Origin of the sequence: Acidovorax sp. SDU_ACID1, from assembly GCF_045291395.1 — a bacterium.
GTDB lineage: Bacteria > Pseudomonadota > Gammaproteobacteria > Burkholderiales > Burkholderiaceae_C > MR-S7.
Window position 1 is genome coordinate 2,939,180 of record NZ_CP152342.1, and the last position, 18,738, is coordinate 2,957,917.

Below are 18,738 nucleotides of genomic sequence, written 5' to 3' on the forward strand. Positions count from 1 at the left end.
GCCCTGCTGGTGGTCATGCTGCTGATCTTCGTGGGCTTCTCGCGCATCGGGCTGCAGCGCGGCCTGGGGCCGTACGTGGCCGAAATCGAGCTGGCCCGCATGGACTGGCTGGCCTACCGGCTGCAAGCCATCTACGTGCAGCACGGCGGCTGGCAGACGCTGCACGGCCAGCCCGGCCTGTGGCGCGAGCTGCGGCGCCCGCGCAACCTGCACATGCCCGTCATCGGCCCCACCACGCCCCCGCCGGACCCGCTGCTGCTGCACACCCGAACCCTCCGCGCAGCAGCCCGTGGACGCGCTCTCGCGCCGCCTGGGCGTGGTGGACGCGCGCGGCGCGCTGGTGGCCGGCGCGCCGCCGCGGCCCGGTGGCGCGCGCACGGCGCTGCGCGACGGCGAGGGCCGCACCGTCGGCCACCTCGTGCTGGCACCGCCCGACGGGCTGGAGCGCGACGCCGACCGGGCCTTCCTCGCCAAGCAGCTCGGCTTCGTGGCCTGGACCGGCGTGGCCGGCCTGGCGCTGGCACTGCTGCTGTCGTGGTGGCTCGCGCGGCGCTGGCTGCGGCCCATCGGGGCGCTGGTGCAAGGCGCCCAGGCGCTGGCCGCCGGCCGCCTGCAGGCGCGCGTGCCCGAGCAGGCCGACAGCGAGGAATTCACGCGCCTCATCCACACCTTCAACGACATGGCCGAGCAGCTCGCCAGCATGGAGGCCTCGCGCCGCCAGTGGATCGGCGACATGGCGCACGAGCTGCGCACCCCGCTCGCCGCCATGCGCGCCGAGATCGAGGCCGTGCAGGACGGCGTGCGCCGCTTCGACGCCCGCACCGCGCAGCGCCTGCACCGGCAGGTAATGCGCCTGATCCACCTGGTGGGCGACCTGCGCGCCAGCGTGGACATGGCCGGCGGCGAGCCGCCCGCCGCGCTGGCCCCCGTGCGGCCGCTTGCGCTGCTGCGCGAGGCCATGGCCGCCATGCAGTCGCGCTTCGACCAAGCAGGCGTCGCCCTGCACGCACTGCCCGACCTGGCGGCGCTGGCCGCCGCGCAGGGCGGGCCGCGGGTGCGCGGCGACGCGCAGCAGCTGCACCGCGTGTTCCTGAACCTGCTGGAAAACAGCCTGCGCTATACCGACCCCGGCGGCCGGCTGGAGATCTCGGCCAGCGTGCAGCGCGGCCGCCTGCAGCTGCGCCTGGACGACACCGCGCCCGGCGCCCTGCCGCACGAGCTGCCGCACCTGTTCGAGCGCCTGTACCGCGCCGAGGCCTCGCGCCACCGCGCCGTGGGCGACCTGGGCGGCTCCGGCCTGGGCCTGGCCATCTGCCGCACCATCGTGCAGGCGCACGGCGGGCACATCGAGGCCAGCGCCTCGCCGCTGGGCGGCCTGCGCATCGCCCTCACCCTGCCGCTGCTGGAGGAATCCGCATGACCGCGCGCATCCTCGTCGTGGAGGACGAACCCGATATCGCCGGCATCGTGCTCGACTACCTGCGCCACGCGGGCTTCGACACCGAGCACGCCGTCGACGGTGCCAGCGCCCTCGCGCACCTGACGGGCACGCACCCGCCCGATCTCACCGTGCTCGACGTGATGCTGCCCGGCATCGACGGCCTGGAGGTGCTGCGGCGCGCCCGCCGCCACACCGACAGCCCCGTCATCGTGCTCACCGCGCGCGTGGAAGAGGTGGACCGCCTCATCGGCCTGGAGCTGGGCGCGGACGACTACATCTGCAAGCCCTTCTCGCCGCGCGAAATGGTGGCGCGCGTCAAGGCCGTGCTGCGCCGGCGCACGCCGCCACCGCCCCCCGAGGCAGTCCCTGGCGCACTGCTGCTCGACGAAGCCCAGCAGCAGGCCACGCTGCACGGCACGCCGGTGCCGCTCACCCCGCGCGAATTCCACCTGCTGCGCGCCCTCATGGCCCGGCACGGCAACGTGCTCTCGCGCGCACACCTGCTGGAGCATGCCGGCGACGGCGCCGCGCAGGACCCGAGCGAGCGCGCGGTGGACAGCCACGTCAAGAACCTGCGGCGCAAGCTGCGCGCGGCCGACCCGGCGGGGCACGACTGGATCCGCTCCGTCTACGGCGTGGGCTTCGCCTTCGACCCGCCGGACGCGCAGGCAGATGGCGGCGACTAGCCAAAACCCTGTCGCGAAGGCGCCTTTGCGCGCTTGGCCCCTGGGCACCCCGCCCCTAGAATGTTCCGCTCCCCCCAGCGCCAGCCTGATCGCTTCGTTCCGATCTTCATGAACGCACCCCTGCGCCTCTGCATCGACCGCTCCCTCCAACGCCCCCTGCTCACGCAGCAGGAGCGCGAGGCCATCAACCGTGGCCGCTGGTTCGCGTCGCTGTCGGCCTCGCTGCGGCACGACATCCTGCGCCTGGGCCAGGTCACGCGCTACGCGCACGGCGACCTCATCGCAGAGCAGGGCCAGACCGCGCGCGAATGGTTCACCTGCGCAAGCGGCGCCATCCGGTTTCGCCGCACCACGCCCGAGGGCAAGATGGTCACGCTGACCTATGCGGAGCCCGGCATCTGGGTGGGCGAGGCCGAGGTGCTGCAGCGCGGCCCCAACACGTCGGACGCCCACGCCCACGGCCCCACCACGCTGCTGAGCGTGCCCGAGGACACCCTGCGCGCCCTACTGCTGGAGCATCCCTCCTTCGGCACCGCGCTGCTCACACTGCAGGCGCGGCGCATGCGCCTGATCTACGGCCTGATGGAAGACATCGCCACGCTGCCGCTGCGCGCGCGGCTGGCCAAGCGCCTGCTGCACCTGCTGCACCGCTTCGGGCCGCGCGGCGTGGAGCCCGGCGAGCCACGCTCCATCGGCCTGTCGCTGGCGCAGGACGAGCTCGCCCAGCTCCTGGGCGGTTCGCGCCAGCGCGTGAACGTGGAGCTGAAGTGGATGGAGCGCGAGGGCCTCATCAGCGTGCGCCCGCGCGGCATCGAGGTGCACGACGTGCAGCGCCTGGAGGCCCTCGTGGTCCAGTGCGCCGCGGCCGAAGCGCAGGACTGAGCGCCCCGCACGCCCCGGGCGCCAGGCCCGGCCTGCCCACAATTTCTCCCATCTTGCCCGGCACAGTGGCGTCCTCACCACGAAAGGACCCACGCCATGCGCCCCGCATCCCCCTCCTCCCGCTCCGACATGCAGGCCCGGCGCCGGCTGGCGCTGGGCGTCCTGGGCTCGCTCGGACTCGCACCCCTGGTGGGCTGCGGCGGCGGCAGCGATGACGCCAGCGGCGCGACCGACACCGGCGCCGCCGCGGGCACCTGCACCGAAGTGCCGCAGGAAACCGCCGGCCCCTACCCCGCCGACGGTTCCAGCGCCAGCAACCGCAGCTACAACGTGCTCGCCCTGAGCGGCATCGTGCGCTCGGACATCCGCTACAGCATCGGCTCCTCCACGCCCGTGGCGGGCGTGCCGCTCACCCTCACCATCACGCTGACCGGCACGCGCACCGCGTGCGCGCCGCTGTCGGGCTACGCCATCTACCTATGGCATTGCACGCAGGAGGGCGACTACTCCGTCTACACCGAAGGCACCATCGCCGCCAACTACCTGCGCGGCGTGCAGGCCACCGACGCCGGCGGCACGGCCACCTTCACCACCGTCGTGCCCGGCTGCTACGCCGGCCGCATGCCGCACATGCACCTGGAGATCTACCCGAGCCTGGCCGCCGCCACCACCGCGAGCAACGCGCTCAAGACCACGCAGCTCGCCTTTCCCACCGACGTCATGGGCGCCATCTACAACGCCAACGCGGGCTACAGCAACAGCGTGCGCAACCTGGCGTCGATCAGCTTCCAGACCGACAACGTCTTCAGCGACGGCTACGCGCTGGAAATGACGTCCATGCAGGCCGATGCCAGCGGCGGCTACACCGCCGCGATCACCATCGCCATCGCCGCCTGAACCGATCCACCCCCTCCTGCACGAAAGAGAGCACGCCATGAAGCACCTTCTCCCCTCCCTCCTCGCCGCGCTGCTGTGCGTCGCATTGGCGCCCGCGCTGGCGCAGGACGGGCAGCGCCACGCACCGCCCCCGCCGCCGCCCGAGGCCTTCACGGCCTGCCAGGGCAAGGCCGAGGGCGACGCCGTCACCATCGCCCTGCCCGGCGGCAAGACCCTGGACGGCACCTGCCGCACAATCCCCACGTCCTCGGGCTCCGCCCTCGCCGCCATGCCCAACGGGCACCCCGGCGGCCACCGCCCGCCCCCGCCTCCGATGAGCTGATCCGGATCCACCGCCTTGCGCCTGCCCCGCCTCACCCTGCAAAGCAAAGCCTTCATCGCCCTCGCGGCCATGCTGGTGGTGCTGGTGCTGCTGTTCTCCGGCTTCTCGCGCTGGTCGCTGCAGCGCGGGCTGGGCTCCTACGTGGCCAGCATCGAGCTGGCGCGCATGGACTGGCTGGTCGAGCGCCTGCAAAGGCACTACCAGGAAGCCGGCGGCTGGGACACACTGCGCAGCCGCCCTGGCCTGTGGCGCCAGCTGCGCCAGCGCGGTCCCGGCGGAGGCGACGGCCCGCCCGGCATGCCCGGCGACTTCCGAGAGCCGCCCGACCGGCCGCCGCCCCCGCCCGACGGCGGGCCGGGCGGTCCCTCGCCGGCCTATGGCGGCCGCCTGGGCCTGCTGGATGCAGACGGCCGGCCCGTCGCCGGCAGCCCGCCGCACACGGGCGCCGCGCGGCAGGTGCTGAAAGGGGCCGACGGCGCCGTCATCGGCCACCTCGTGCTCTCCGCGCCTGACGAACTGCAGGGCGAGGCCGACCGCGCCGTGCTGCGCGAGCACCTGGGCTTCGCCGTCTGGACGGGCCTGGCCGGGCTGGCGCTGGCCCTGGCGCTGTCGGCCTGGCTCGCGCGCCGCTGGCTCGCGCCCGTGCATGCGCTGGCCGAAGGCGCGCGCGCCATCGCCGCAGGCCGGCTGGATGCGCGCGTGCAGGCCGCGGGCGACGACGAGCTCGCGCAGCTGGCCCGCACCTTCAACGACATGGCCGGCCAGCTCGCCGGGCTGGAGGCCTCGCGCCGCCAGTGGCTAGGTGACGTGGCCCACGAGCTACGCACGCCCCTGGCTGCGATGCGCGCCGAGATCGAGGCGCTGCAGGACGGCATCCGCACCTTCGACGACAAGACCGCGCTGCGCCTGCACCGCCAGGTGATGCGCCTGATCCAGCTCGTGGGCGATCTGCGCGCCAGCCTGGACGGCGCCGCCGCCGCACCCGCCGCCAGCCACGTGCCGGTGCATCCGCTGGCGCTGGTCGCCGAGGCCCTGGCCGGCATGCGCCCGCGCCTGGAACAGGCCCGCATCCAGGTGCAGACCCCGGGCCTGCCCTGGCCCGGCGCCGAGCCCCTGGTGCTGGGCGACGCGCAGCAGCTGCACCAGGTCTTCAGCAACCTGCTGGAGAACACGCTGCGCTACACGCACGCGGACGGCCAGCTGCACATCGCCGCCAGCACCGAGCGCGAACACGGCCGCGCCTGGCTGCGCCTGCAGTGGGACGACAGCGCCCCCGGCGTGGCCGCGCACGAACTGCCGCACCTGTTCGAGCGCCTCTACCGCGCCGAGAGCGCGCGCACGCGCACGGGCGGCGACGCCGGCGGCTCGGGCCTGGGCCTGGCCATCTGCCGCGCCATCGTGCAGGCGCACGGCGGGCGCATCGCGGCCCAGGCCTCGCCGCTGGGCGGGCTGCGCATCGTGCTGCTGCTGCCGCTGCTGGAGAACCTGCCATGACCGCCCCCGCCCGCATCCTCGTGGTCGAAGACGAGGCCGACATCGCCAGCGTGGTGCTCGACTACCTGCGCCACGCCGGCTACGCCGCCGAACACATCGCCGACGGCCGCACGGCCCTCGCCCGCATCCGCGAGGCGCCGCCCGACCTGACGCTGCTCGACATCATGCTGCCCGGCCTGGACGGGCTGGAGGTGCTGCGCCAGATGCGGCGCACGCTGCACAGCCCCGTCATCATGCTCACCGCGCGCGTGGAAGAGGTGGACCGCCTCATCGGCCTGGAACTCGGTGCCGACGACTACATCTGCAAGCCCTTCTCGCCGCGCGAAGTGGTGGCGCGCGTCAAGGCCGTGCTGCGCCGCGGCGGCCTGCTCGGCGCCTCCGTGCAGGATGCTCCCGCCCTGGCGCTGGACGAAACGCTGTGGCAGGCGCGCCTGCACGGCCAGCCCCTGGCCCTCACGCGGCGCGAATTCCGGCTGCTGCAGGCGCTCACGCGCCAGAGCGGGCGCATCTTCTCGCGCGCAGTTGCTCGACCTGGCCTACGGCGACACGCTGGACGTGAACGAGCGCGCCATCGACAGCCACATCAAGAACCTGCGCAAGAAGCTCAAGGCCGCGGGCGACGGCGAGCACGACTGGATCCGCTCGGTCTACGGCGTGGGCTTCGCGTTCGACCCGCCGAGGGGCTGAACTATTCTTTTGATAGCTGCTTGCGCTTGCTGCATAAGCGCTGGCAGCCAATTTCATTGGAAACCATCCCACGCCAACCGCCAGCCTCCGCCGACAGGCTGCGGCCCCGCGCCGCAGTCTGATCGGGCGCATGTCCGCAGCCACCGCCACCCCCGCCCCGCCGCAGCGCCTGCCCGGCGGCCTGCTCTACGTGGACCGGCGCATGCCCGGCCACAGCCGCGTGCGCAGCGGCAAGAGCTTTCGCTACCGCACGCCCGACGGCGCGTGGCTGACGGACGACGAGGAGATCGGCCGCATCCGCCGCCTGGCCATCCCGCCTGCCTACACCGACGTGTGGATCTGCCCGCTGCCGCAAGGCCACCTGCAGGCCACGGGGCGCGACGCGCGCGGGCGCCTGCAGTACCGCTACCACACCCAGTGGCGCCAAGTGCGCGACGAGGCCAAGTTCGACCGCATGCTGGCGTTCGGCCGCGCGCTGCCGCGCATCCGCGCGCGTGTGGCCCGCGACCTCGCGGCGAGCGGCGCGCCGCTCGCGCGCACCGTGGTGCTCGCCACCATCGTGCGCCTGCTGGACACCACCTACCTGCGCGTGGGCAACGAGGAATATGCGGCCAGCAACGGCTCCTACGGCCTCACCACGCTGCGCAGCCGCCACGCGGGCGTGCGCGGCAGCCGCATCACGCTGCGCTTTCGCGGCAAGAGCGGCGTGCAGCAGGAAGCACATTTGGACGACCCGCGCGTGGCGCGCGTGGTGCGCCGCTGCCAGCAGCTGCCGGGCCAGGAGCTGTTCCAGTACGAGGACGGCGACGGCGCCCTGCACACCGTGGGCTCGGGCGACGTGAACGACTACCTGGCCGGCATCGCGGGCGGGGGCGGCGAGCGCTTCACCGCCAAGGACTTCCGCACCTGGCATGGCACGGTGCAGGCGCTGGAGCTGACGCGCCAGGCCTGCACGCTGCCGCAGGCCGATGCAGCGGCGGCGCGGCAGATCGTGGTGGAAGTGGCGCGCCAGCTCGGCAACACGCCGGCCGTGTGCAGGAAGTCGTACATCCACCCCACGGTGCTGGCGCTGGGCGAGCGCCTGGCGTCCGATGCCGGGCCTGGCATGCAGCGCATCTGGGAGCGCATCGGCGGCGCCGCATCGCCCCGGGTGCTGAGCGCTGCGGAGCGGCGGCTGCTGGCCTTTCTGCGCCAGCCGCAGCGCCGACGCGGCCGGGGCTGACGTTCAGCGGCCCACCATGTTGCCGGGCACGACCCACTGGTCGAACTGCTCGCCCGTCACGTGCCCCAGCGCCAGCGCGGCCTCGCGCAGCGTGGTGCCTTCCTTGTGCGCTTTCTTGGCGATGGCGGCGGCCTTGTCGTAGCCGATGTGGGTGTTGAGCGCGGTCACCAGCATCAGCGAGCGGTCCACCAGTTCGGCGATGCGTTCGCGGTTGGGCTCGATGCCCACGGCGCAGTGGTCGTTGAAGCTCACCATGCCGTCGGCCAGCAGGCGCACGCTCTGCAGGAAGTTGTGCGCCACCATGGGGCGGAACACGTTCAGCTCGAAGTTGCCCGACATGCCGCCGATGTTGATGGCCACGTCGTTGCCCATGACCTGCGCGGCCAGCATGGTCACCGCCTCGCACTGCGTGGGGTTGACCTTGCCGGGCATGATGGACGAGCCGGGCTCGTTCTCGGGGATGCTGATCTCGCCGATGCCGCTGCGCGGGCCGCTGGCGAGCCAGCGCACGTCGTTGGCGATCTTGTTCATGCTGGCGGCCAGGGTCTTGAGCGCGCCGTGGGCGGCGACGAAGGCATCGCACGCAGCCATGACCTCGAACTTGCTCGGCGCGGTGACGAAGGGCAGGCCGGTGCGCTGGGCCAGCTCGGCCGCCACGCCTTCGGCATAGCCCTTGGGCGCATTCAGGCCGGTGCCCACGGCGGTGCCGCCCAGGGCCAGCTCGCACAGGTGTGGCACCGCGGCGCGCACATGCTTCTCGCCCTGCGCGAGTTGCGCGGCCCAGCCGGAAATCTCCTGCCCCAGCGTGAGCGGCGTGGCGTCCTGCAGGTGCGTGCGGCCGATCTTCACGATGCCGTCGAACTCGCGCGCCTTGCCCTCCAGCGTGCCGCGCAGCTTGGCGATGGCGGGCAGCAGGCGGTGCGTGATCGCTTCCACCGCTGCCACGTGCATGGCGGTGGGAAACACGTCGTTGCTGGACTGGCTGCGGTTCACGTCGTCGTTGGGGTGCACCAAGCGGGCCTCGCCGCGCGCGCCGCCCAGCAGTTCGCTGGCGCGGTTGGCCAGCACCTCGTTGACGTTCATGTTGGTCTGCGTGCCCGAGCCGGTCTGCCAGACGACGAGGGGGAATTCGCCATCGTGCTTGCCGTCCACCACCTCTTGCGCGGCGGCGACGATGGCCTGGGTCTTGGCCTCGTCCTGCAGGCCCAGCGCATGGTTGACGGTGGCCGAGGCCTGCTTGACCAGCGCCAGCGCGCGGATGAGCTCGCGCGGCTGGCGCTCGCCCGAGATGTCGAAGTTCTGCAGCGAGCGCTGTGTCTGCGCGCCCCAGAGCTTGTCGGCCGGCACGTCGATGGGGCCGAAGGTGTCGTGTTCGATGCGGATGGTCATGGCGAATGCGGAATGCGTTGAAGGGAAAACGGTGGGCGCCCGCCCGCGGCCGTCGCGGAGGCGCGAGCCGCATCATGGATCGGGCGGTTGCGGGGCACAAGCCTACATCAAATGGAAACCATTCTCATTTGACAATGGTTTTCACAAATGAAGGGTTGAGCCGGATCAAGTTGTTTACATACAGATACAGTCATTGCTCCCGCTGTCTTCGCTTCTCGATCCCTCGCAGCCGGAGCGGCGCCACACGCCCCGCCAAAACCGGTCCGCCCTGTCCTCCATGCCTCTTGCGTCCGCTGTTCCCACCGGCTTCCTGACTCCCAGCTACAGCACTTGGGCCGTGACGGCCTCGTTCCTCGTTGCCACGCTGGCCTCGTTCGTCGCCATCAACCTCGCACGCCGCGTGCGCAGCACGCGCGGTTTCGCCAGCGCGGCCTGGTGGCTCGCCGGCGCGCTGGTGATGGGCACGGGCATCTGGTCCACGCATTTCGTCGGCATGCAGGCCTTCCAGCTGTCCATCCCGCTCGGCTACCGGGGCGGGCTGACGCTGCTGTCCTGGACCGCGGCGGTGGCCGCCTCGGGCGTGGCGCTGGGGCTGGCGAGCCACGGCGGCTACCGCCGCGCCCATCTGGCGCTGGGCGCGCTGGCGATGGGCGGCGGCATTGGGACGATGCACTACCTGGGCATGGCCGCCATCGACCTCACGCTGGGCATCGTCTGGAATGGCTGGCTCGTGGCGGCCTCACTGGTGGTGGCCGTGGCGGCGTCGGCCGCCGCGCTGTTCATCTTCCAGGCCATGCACCGTGTGCCGCGCGCCCAGCGCCCGCGCTACCAGGCGGTGGCTGCGCTGGTCATGGGCGCCGCCATCTGCGGCATGCACTACACGGGCATGGCCGCGGCCCACTTTCCCGCGGGCGCCGTCTGCCTGAGCGCCAAGGAGCTGGGCGGCCCCGGGCTGACGGCCCTGGTGCTGATGGCCAGCGGCATGCTGCTGGTCAGCACGCTGTTCACCGCCATCCTCGATGCGCGCCTGCAGCAGACGGCCCTGCACCTCACCCGCTCGCTGCAGGAGAGCAACGCCAAGCTCCAGCACGCCAACGCCGAGCTGCAGCAGCGCGCCTATGCCGACGCGCTCACCGGCCTGCCCAACCGCCTGCTGTTCGAGGACCGGCTCAACCATGCCCTGCTGCGGCTGGAGCGCGCCAACCACCACCGCGTGGAGGACCGCCTGGCCGTGCTGTTCATCGACCTGGACGGGTTCAAGCCCGTGAACGACTCCTTCGGCCACGCCGCGGGCGATGTCATCCTGGTGGAGGCGGCCGACCGGCTGCGCGCGCAGGCGCGCGAGTGCGACACCATCGCCCGCGTGGGCGGCGACGAGTTCCTGCTGCTGCTCGAGGACATCTCCAGCACCGCCGACGCCATCGCCATCGCGCGGCGCGTGCTGGAAACGCTCACGCGCCCCTTCTGCATCGAGGACAAGGACGTGGAGATCAGTTGCTCCATCGGCGTGGTGGTGCACCCGGACCACGGCGAGCGCGACAAGCTCGTCGCCCATGCCGACGCCGCCATGTACGCCGCCAAGCGCGCGGGCGGCAACGGCTACGTGCTGTTCGAGCCGCACATGGGCAGCGAGGCGGCCGACCAGCTCGGGCTGCAGAGCGACCTGCGCCACGCGCTGGAGCGCGGGCAGCTCGCGCTGCACTACCAGCCCAAGATCGACAGCACGCGCGGCTGCATCAGCGGCGTGGAGGCGCTGCTGCGCTGGAACCACCCCACGCGCGGCATGGTGAGCCCCACGGTGTTCATCGCGCTGGCCGAGCGCTTCGGCCTCATCAACCGGCTGGGCAACTGGGTCATCGACGAGGCCTGCCGCCAGATCGCCGAGTGGCGCGCAAGCGGCGTGCGCATGCGCGTGGCGATCAACCTGTCCGTGCACCAGCTGCGCGAAAGCGGCCTGGCCGAGCGCATCGCCGCGGCGCTGCGGCGCCACGCGGTGGAGCCCGACCAACTGCTGTGCGAGATCACCGAGTCCGTGGCCATGGAGGACATCCAGGCCACCCAGCACACGTTCGACGAGCTGGCGCGCATCGGCGTCTTCCTGTCCATCGACGACTTCGGCACCGGCTACTCCAGCCTCAACTACCTGCGCCAGTTGCCCGCGCGGCAGCTCAAGATCGACCGCAGCTTCGTCTGCGACATCGAGCACAAGCAGGACGCGCGCGCCGTGGTCGACGCCGTCGTGCGGCTGGCCCACGCCCTGGGCCTGCGCGTGGTGGCCGAAGGCGTGGAAACCGTGGGCCAGCACAACATCCTGATGGCCATGGGCTGCGACGAGCTGCAGGGCTTCTTCTACGCCCACCCGCTGCCCGCCGACACGCTGCTCGAGTGGACGCGCGGCAATGCGCCCGACGGCACCGTCACCGGCGACTTCGCGCCCTCGCTGATGGGCGAGTGAGCCTGCCAGGGCTCGCGCGGGACCAAGGGCGATAATCCCAGGGTTCCGTTCCATAGCAACTACGACCCCACCATGAGCACCACCATCCGGTACCACGACCTCGTGGAATCCATTGCCGCGTCCCTGCAGTACATCAGCTACTACCACCCCGCCGACTACATCCAGCACCTGGCCCGCGCCTACGAGCGCGAGCAGAGCCCGGCGGCCAAGGACGCGATGGCGCAGATCCTCACCAACAGCAAGATGAGCGCCACGGGCCACCGCCCTATCTGCCAGGACACCGGCATCGTCAACGTGTTCCTGAAGGTGGGCATGGACGTGCGCTGGGAAGGCTTTCCCACCGGCCTGGGCCTGGAAGACGCCATCAACGAAGGCGTGCGCCGCGGCTACAACCACCCGGACAACACGCTGCGCGCCTCGGTCGTCGCCGACCCGCAGTTCGCCCGCAAGAACACCAAGGACAACACCCCCGCCGTCATCAGCGTGCAGATCGTGCCCGGCAGCGTGGTGGACGTGACCGTGGCCGCCAAGGGCGGCGGCAGCGAGAACAAGTCCAAGATGGTCATGATGAACCCCAGCGACAACCTGGTGGACTGGGTGCTCAAGACCGTGCCCACCATGGGCGCGGGCTGGTGCCCGCCCGGCATGCTGGGCATCGGCATCGGCGGCACGGCGGAGAAGGCCGTGCTGCTGGCCAAGGAAAGCCTGATGGAAGACCTGGACATGTACGAGCTGCAGGCCAAGGCCGCGCGCGGCGAGAAGCTGGACCAGGTGGAAGAGCTGCGCCTGGAGCTGTACGAGAAGGTCAACGCGCTGGGCATCGGCGCGCAAGGCCTGGGCGGCCTGGCGACCGTGCTGGACATCAAGATCAAGATGTACCCCACGCACGCCGCCAGCAAGCCCGTGGCCATGATCCCCAACTGCGCCGCCACGCGCCACGCGCATTTCGTGCTGGACGGCAGCGGCCCCGTGTACCTCGAAGCGCCCAGCCTCGACCTGTGGCCCAAGATCGACTGGGAGCCCGACTACAACAAGTCCAAGCGCGTCGACCTCAACACCCTCACCAAGGAAGAAGTCGCGAGCTGGAAGCCCGGCGACACCCTGCTCCTGAACGGCAAGATGCTCACCGGCCGCGACGCCGCGCACAAGCGCATCCAGGACATGCTGGCCAAGGGCGAGAAGCTGCCCGTGGACTTCACCAACCGCGTCATCTACTACGTGGGCCCCGTGGACCCCGTGGGCGACGAGGCCGTGGGCCCCGCCGGCCCCACCACCGCCACGCGCATGGACAAGTTCACCGACATGATGCTCGAGCAGACCGGCCTCATCGCCATGATCGGCAAGGCCGAGCGCGGCCCCGTGGCCATCGAGAGCATCAAGAACCACAAGAGCGCCTACCTCATGGCCGTGGGCGGCGCCGCCTACCTGGTCAGCAAGGCCATCAAGCAGGCGAAAGTGGTCGGCTTCGAGGACCTGGGCATGGAAGCCATCTACGAGTTCGACGTGGTGGACATGCCCGTCACCGTGGCCGTGGACGCGGGCGGCACCAGCGCCCACATCACGGGCCCAGCGGAATGGAGCAAGCGCATCGCCAGCGGGGAGTTCAAGGGCATCGAGCTGGCGACGGCGTAAGCCCTCGCCGCCCCTGATGGAAAACCGCCTTCGGGCGGTTTTCTCTTTCATGGAACCGCGGCGCCGGCGGCGGGCCTATATTCCATGCTCTTCGCACCACGAGAGGCTCAGGATGTCAGCAGGAGACTGGAAGGATTTGTACCAGGCCGCGGTAGATGGCGACCTCGCGCTCGTGCAGCACCACATCAGCGAAGGCGTCGACCCGAACTACCAGCATCCCGAGATTCTCCGCACCCCACTCGTTGCCAGCCTGGTCGAGGGCCATCTGGAAGTGGCGCGCTACCTGCTCGCCCACGGTGCGGATCCCAGCCTCGTGTCGGAACTGGACAACCTCGCCCCCCTCCAGGCGGCCAGGCAGCATGGCCGCCATGAGTTCGTCGCGCTATTGCGCGGCCTTGGCGCGCAAGAGCGTCGCCAGCCATTCTGGTGGCGCTGGCTTCCCGTTTGACCTGACGGCAAGGCCACGGATTTTGATTTTTCACCCCAGCAAACCATGCCTTCTTCCCCCGCAACCCGGCCCGTTGGCGTTTTCGACAGCGGCGTCGGTGGCCTGAGCGTGCTGCAGGCCCTGCGCCACGAGCTGCCGCACGAGCATTTCGTCTACCTGGCCGACAGCGGCAACGCGCCCTACGGCGAGCGGGGCGATGCCTTCGTGCAGCGCCGCACGCTGGCGATTGCCGATTTCCTGCACCGCCAGCACGGCATCAAGGCGCTGGTGGTGGCATGCAACACGGCGACGGCAGCGGCGGTGGAGCCGCTGCGCGCGGCCATGCCGCAGTTGCCCACCATCGGCGTGGAACCTGCCCTCAAGCCCGCCGCGCGCGGCAGCCAGACGCACCACGTGGGCGTGCTGGGCACGCGCGGCACGGTGACCAGCACGCGGTTCGAGCGGCTGCGGCGCGAACACGAGGACGGCACGCGCTTTTCCGTGCAGGCCTGCGACGGGCTGGCCCATGCCATCGAGCAGAGCACCGAGGAGCCGCTGCCGGCCGCCGCATCCACTACAAAAATAGGAGCGCTTTGCGCTCGCTATACGGGCGCCCTGGGCACTTTTGGCTTGAAAACGGGCGAGATCGACACGCTGGTGCTGGGCTGTACCCACTACGTGTTCGCCAAGGAGGCGCTACGCGCGCTGGTGGGTCCGGACGTGCAGATCGTCGACACCGGAGCCGCCGTGGCGCGGCAGACACGGCGCATCCTGGCGCAGGCGGGCGCACTGGCACCCGAATCGGATGCGGGCGACACGCCCGTCGCGCCGGGCCGCGTGGCGCTCTATACCACCGGGCAACTGGCCGCGCTGCAGGCGGCGGCGCAGCGCTGGCTGGGTTTGCCCGCGCAGTGCTGCGCGGCCCTGCCGCCCGGGGGCACACCCATATAACCTATCGTTATCAAGTTTACCGGAGAATATGCATCCGACCTTTCTCCGACCGAACAGCCAACGCCATGGGCATCAGCCAGTACATCAAGGAAATCGGCCGCGGCGCGCGCGGCGCCAAGGCGCTGGACCGCGCGCAGGCGGCGGACCTGTTCGGCCAGGTGCTCGACGGACGGGTGACGGACCTGGAGGTCGGCGCCTTCTGCGTCGCCATGCGCATCAAGGGCGAGACGCCTGACGAGATGTGCGGCTTCCTCGACGCGACCCACGCGCGCGTGGCCGCCGTGCCTGCAGGCCCCGCCGGCAGCCCGCCCCTGGTGGTGCTGCCCAGCTACAACGGGGCGCGCAAGCTGCCTGTGCTCACGCCGCTGCTGGCGCTGCTGCTGGCGCGCGAGGGCCTGCCCGTGCTGTTGCACGGCATGCGCACCGAGGCGCGCCGCGTTCTGGCATCAGATGTGCTCGAAGCGCTGGGTACACCAGCGCTGGCAGCTCCCCAAACGATAGCGCCCGGTACCGTGGCGCACCTACGCACCGAAACACTGCACCCCGGCCTGGCACGCCTGCTTTCGGTGCGCGAGGTGGTGGGCCTGCGCAACCCGGCCCACAGCGTGGTGAAGCTGCTGGCCCCATGCGCCGGCCCGGCGCTGGTGGTGACGAGCTACACGCACCCCGAGTATTTCGACCTGCTGTGCGCCACCTTCGCCGCCCGGGGCATGCACGCGCTGCTCTCGCGCGGGCTGGAGGGCGAGGCCGCGGCCGACCCGCGCCGCGCGCCGCGCTACGACGCCTTCGTCTGCGGCGCGCACCAAGTGCTGGAGGAGCAGCGCCCCGGCACCGCCGACGAGGTGCCGGGCCTGCCCACGGACATCGGCGTGGACGCCACCGCCGCCTACACGCGCCGCGTGCTGGCGGGCGAGGCTCCCGTGCCGCAAGCCCTGCAGCGGCAGGTGGAACATATCTTGCGTTTGAGCCGTCAGATCACTGAGGAGCCCAATCCATGAGCCACACTGCTGCCTCCCGCCACATTGGCACCTGCACCCTGGTCGGAGCCGGCCCGGGCGACCCTGAACTGCTCACCGTGAAGGCGGTCAAGGCCATCCAGGCCGCCACGGTGCTGCTGGTGGACGACCTGGTGAGCGACGCCATCGTGGCGCTGGCGCCTGCCACGGCGCGCGTGGTGCACGTGGGCAAGCGCGGCGGCTGCAAGAGCACGCCGCAGGCCTTTATCGAGAAGCTCATGGTCATGGCCGTGCGCGAGGGCGAGCACGTGGTGCGCCTCAAGGGCGGCGACCCGTTCATCTTCGGGCGCGGCGGCGAGGAGGTGGAGCACCTGCGCGCGGCCGGCATCGAGGCGCGGGTGGTCAACGGCATCACCGCCGGCCTGGCGGGCATGACGCTGCTGGGCGCGCCGCTCACGCACCGTGCGCATGCCCAGGGCGTGGTGTTCGTCACCGGCCACCAGCAGCCCGGCGGCGGCGCCACCGACTGGCCCCTGCTGGCGGCCACGGCGCGCGATGCGCACCTCACCCTGGTGATCTACATGGGCATGTCCCACTGCGCGCACATCCAGCACGGCCTGCTGGCCGCCCTGCCCGCACACACCCCGGCCGTGGTGATCCAGCACGTCAGCCTGCCCACGCAGCGCCACGCGCGGACCACGCTGGGCCAGTTCCACGCCACCGTGGAGCGCGAAGGCCTGGGCAGCCCGTCGGTGATCGTCGTGGGCGACGTGGTGCGCGGCGTGGCGGCACTGGAACAGGCCGATGCGCCGGCCCGCGCGGCTGGCGCCTGAGCCGCAGCCTTTTTCCCCTCCAGCACCCTCCCGCTTGCGGGGCACCAAGGAATGAACTAGAGTTCACCGCAGTGAACCTCTATTCATTCCTTCATGGCCTACCGTAGAACCGAGGGCGTCGAGGCCCGGCTGGCGGACAACCGCAACCGCATCCTGCACGCCGCGCGCACGCTCATCGGCGAGGGCGGCTGGCCCGAGGCGCAGGTGAGCCACGTGGCCGCCGCCGCGGGCGTGGCCACGGGCACCGTGTACCGCTACTTCCCCTCCAAGGCGCACCTGTGCGTGGAGGTGCTGTCTGCCGTGTCGCAGCGCGAGGTGGATGTGCTCGAAGCCATCGCCAGCGGCACCGAGCCGCCCGCGCAGCGCCTGCAATCGGCCGTCACCGCCTTCGTGGAGCGCGCCATGCGCCACCGGCGCCTGGCCTACGCGCTCATTGCCGAACCCTGCGAACCCGAGATCGACCAGGCCCGCCTCACCTACCGCCACGCCATCAGCGCGCAGATCGTGCGCATCGTGCGCGCGGGCCAGGAGACGGGCGACTTCCCCCGCGCCCTGGATCCGGCCATCGCGGCCACGGTCATCGTCGGCGGCTTCATGGAGGCGCTGATCGGCCCGCTGTCGCCGCTGAACGCCGACTTCGGCCCCGCGGGCCAGCAGGACGCCGCCGCCGTGCGCGGCCTGGCCGGCCAGATCGCCGCGCTGTGCTGCGCGGCCCTTCTTTACCACCCACCCGAGGAGACACACCCATGAACGCCCCCGCCACCGCCCAGCAACTGCAGCCCTCCGCCAGCCGCTACGCCACCCACGAGGTGCGCAACCAGGCCGCGCCCGCCACTGGCTTCAACGCCTTCGACGGCGACGCCGTGCTCACCGCCGCCGTCGCGCGCCATGCGCCCTGGGCCGCCGAAGGCGCCTCCCGCCTGGGCCGGCTGGCGGGCGACGAAGGCGTGCAGGAGCTGGCGCGCCTGGCCAACAAGCACACGCCCGAGCTGAAGACGCACGACCGCTACGGCAACCGCATCGACTGGGTGGACTTCCACCCCGCATGGCACACGCTGATGGGCCTGGCCTGGGAACACGAGGTGCCTTCGCTCGCCTGGAACGCCACGGGCGCGCACCCTCACCTCGCGCGCGCCGTGCAGTCCTACCTGTGGAACCAGGTGGAGCACGGCGTGGGCTGCCCCACGGGCATGGCCTATGCCGCCTACGCCGGCTTCCAGGCCGAGCCGGCCCTGAAGATCTGGGCGGACAAGGTGCGCGGCACGCGCTACGAATTCAGCCGCGCCGAGGTGGCGCACAAGCCTTCGGTGGTGATTGGCTACGCCATGACCGAGAAGCAGGGCGGCTCCGACCTGCGCGAGACGCAGACGACCGCCACCTATTCGCACGCGGCCGACTACCACGGCGCGGTGGCGCACTGGTACGAGCTCACGGGCCACAAGTGGTTCTGCTCGGTGCCCCAGTCCGACGGCTTCTTCACCCTGGCCAAGGTGGCGGGCGGCGTGACCTGCTTCTTCCTGCCGCGCACGCTGCCCGACGGCAGCCACAACCGCTTCTTCATCCAGCGGCTCAAGGACAAAAGCGGCAACCGCTCCAACGCATCGAGCGAGGTGGAATACAGCGGCACGCTGGCCATCCGCGTCGGCACCGAGGGCCAGGGCATCCGCGAGATCCTGTCGCACGCGCACCTCACGCGGCTGGACTTCGCCGTGGGCTCGGCAGGCCTGATGCGCCAGTCGCTCACGCTGGCGCTCAACCACTGCGCCACGCGCGCTGCCTTCGGCGGCGCGCTGGCCCACCAGCCCATGATGGCCAACGTGCTGGCCGACATGGCGGTGGAGGTGGAGGCCGCCACGCTGCTGGCGCTGCGCGTGGCCCGAGCCACCGACGGCATCGGCCGGGACGAGCGCGAAACCGCCTTCGCCCGCGTGGCCACGCCCGTGGCCAAGCTCTTCAACTGCTCGCGCGCGCCCGCCATCGCCTACGAGGCGCTGCAGTGCCACGGCGGCAACGGCTTCATCGAGGAGAACCCCATGGCCCGCGTGTACCGCGAGGCGCCGCTCAACAGCGTGTGGGAAGGCGCGGCCAACATGATGTGCATGGACGTGCGCCGCGCCCTGCGCAAGGACGCGCACTGCCTGGAGGCCCTGATGGCCGACGCGCGCGACGTGCGCGGCCAGCACGCGGGCTTCGACCGTTTCGCCGGCGAGGTGGCCACGCTCGTGCAGGCCATGGTGGACGACGAATACCTCGCCCGCCCCGCCAGCGAGGCCATCGCGCGCCTCGTCCAGGGCGCCGAACTGCTGCGCCACTCCACGCCCGAGGTCGTGGACGCCTTCATGCACACCCGCCTGGGCGGCAACGGCACCCACTGGGGCACGCTGCTGGGCACGCTGGGGCCTAACACCCGCGCCGCGCAGGCGCGCGCCATCGTGGACCGGGCGCAGGTGGTGCGCTGAGGAGC

The 18,738-nt window shown here is 71.5% G+C and carries 15 protein-coding genes and 2 pseudogenes; 16 read left to right on the plus strand and 1 reads right to left on the minus strand.

Annotated features, from left to right (window positions below):
- The first annotated feature begins 15 nt into the window (after positions 1–15).
- From AAG689_RS14500 to AAG689_RS14535, 8 genes and pseudogenes are all read left to right on the plus strand, one after another.
- Positions 16–1,420 (plus strand): annotated as a pseudogene (locus AAG689_RS14500) (ATP-binding protein).
- Positions 1,417–2,127 (plus strand): response regulator, encoded by a 711-nt coding sequence (locus AAG689_RS14505; protein WP_406622628.1) that lies wholly within the window; start codon positions 1,417–1,419, stop codon positions 2,125–2,127. Before AAG689_RS14500 ends, AAG689_RS14505 begins: the two are co-directional and overlap by 4 nt.
- 108 nt (positions 2,128–2,235) lie before the next feature.
- Positions 2,236–3,009, plus strand: coding sequence for a Crp/Fnr family transcriptional regulator (locus AAG689_RS14510; protein WP_406622629.1), 774 nt, complete (start codon positions 2,236–2,238; stop codon positions 3,007–3,009).
- A 96-nt stretch (positions 3,010–3,105) separates the two neighbouring features.
- Entirely contained in the window at positions 3,106–3,906 is an 801-nt protein-coding gene (locus AAG689_RS14515; RefSeq protein ID WP_406622630.1) for an intradiol ring-cleavage dioxygenase, read from the plus strand.
- A gap of 37 nt (positions 3,907–3,943) precedes the next feature.
- Positions 3,944–4,228: a hypothetical protein gene (locus AAG689_RS14520; RefSeq protein ID WP_406622631.1), complete on the plus strand. Its 285-nt coding sequence runs from the start codon at positions 3,944–3,946 to the stop codon at positions 4,226–4,228.
- Between the two features lie 69 nt (positions 4,229–4,297).
- The gene (locus AAG689_RS14525; protein ID WP_406626345.1) at positions 4,298–5,722 is read left to right on the plus strand and encodes an ATP-binding protein; all 1,425 of its coding nucleotides are present in this window, start codon (positions 4,298–4,300) and stop codon (positions 5,720–5,722) included.
- A pseudogene (locus AAG689_RS14530) lies at positions 5,719–6,409 on the plus strand (response regulator). The gene AAG689_RS14525 and the pseudogene AAG689_RS14530 overlap by 4 nt, the downstream one beginning before the upstream one ends.
- 130 nt (positions 6,410–6,539) lie before the next feature.
- Complete coding sequence (locus AAG689_RS14535; RefSeq protein WP_406622632.1) at positions 6,540–7,631, plus strand: DNA topoisomerase IB; 1,092 nt, start codon at positions 6,540–6,542, stop codon at positions 7,629–7,631.
- Between the two features lie 3 nt (positions 7,632–7,634).
- On the opposite strand, the gene fumC is transcribed toward AAG689_RS14535, so the two are convergent.
- On the minus strand, positions 7,635–9,020 hold the full coding sequence (fumC, locus tag AAG689_RS14540; RefSeq protein ID WP_406622633.1) for a class II fumarate hydratase: 1,386 nt from the start codon (positions 9,018–9,020) through the stop codon (positions 7,635–7,637).
- 277 nt (positions 9,021–9,297) lie between these two features.
- On the opposite strand from fumC, the gene AAG689_RS14545 reads away from it, so the two are divergent.
- The 8 genes from AAG689_RS14545 (at position 9,298) to AAG689_RS14580 (ending at position 18,733) form a co-directional block, all read left to right on the plus strand.
- Positions 9,298–11,475, plus strand: a complete 2,178-nt coding sequence (locus AAG689_RS14545) for a putative bifunctional diguanylate cyclase/phosphodiesterase (protein WP_406622634.1) — start codon at positions 9,298–9,300, stop codon at positions 11,473–11,475.
- A 72-nt stretch (positions 11,476–11,547) separates the two neighbouring features.
- The gene (locus AAG689_RS14550) at positions 11,548–13,107 is read left to right on the plus strand and encodes a fumarate hydratase (protein WP_406622635.1); all 1,560 of its coding nucleotides are present in this window, start codon (positions 11,548–11,550) and stop codon (positions 13,105–13,107) included.
- A gap of 112 nt (positions 13,108–13,219) precedes the next feature.
- The gene (locus tag AAG689_RS14555; protein ID WP_082176350.1) at positions 13,220–13,555 is read left to right on the plus strand and encodes an ankyrin repeat domain-containing protein; all 336 of its coding nucleotides are present in this window, start codon (positions 13,220–13,222) and stop codon (positions 13,553–13,555) included.
- Between the two features lie 45 nt (positions 13,556–13,600).
- On the plus strand, positions 13,601–14,485 hold the full coding sequence (gene murI / locus AAG689_RS14560; RefSeq protein WP_406622636.1) for a glutamate racemase: 885 nt from the start codon (positions 13,601–13,603) through the stop codon (positions 14,483–14,485).
- A gap of 65 nt (positions 14,486–14,550) precedes the next feature.
- The gene (gene ybiB, locus AAG689_RS14565; RefSeq protein WP_406622637.1) at positions 14,551–15,483 is read left to right on the plus strand and encodes a DNA-binding protein YbiB; all 933 of its coding nucleotides are present in this window, start codon (positions 14,551–14,553) and stop codon (positions 15,481–15,483) included.
- The gene (gene cobA, locus AAG689_RS14570) at positions 15,480–16,274 is read left to right on the plus strand and encodes a uroporphyrinogen-III C-methyltransferase (RefSeq protein ID WP_406622638.1); all 795 of its coding nucleotides are present in this window, start codon (positions 15,480–15,482) and stop codon (positions 16,272–16,274) included. The genes ybiB and cobA overlap by 4 nt, the downstream gene beginning before the upstream one ends.
- Positions 16,275–16,367: 93 nt before the next feature.
- Positions 16,368–17,024, plus strand: a complete 657-nt coding sequence (locus AAG689_RS14575) for a TetR/AcrR family transcriptional regulator (protein WP_406622639.1) — start codon at positions 16,368–16,370, stop codon at positions 17,022–17,024.
- Entirely contained in the window at positions 17,021–18,733 is a 1,713-nt protein-coding gene (locus tag AAG689_RS14580; protein WP_406622640.1) for an acyl-CoA dehydrogenase family protein, read from the plus strand. Before AAG689_RS14575 ends, AAG689_RS14580 begins: the two co-directional genes overlap by 4 nt.
- The last annotated feature ends 5 nt before the right edge of the window (positions 18,734–18,738 follow it).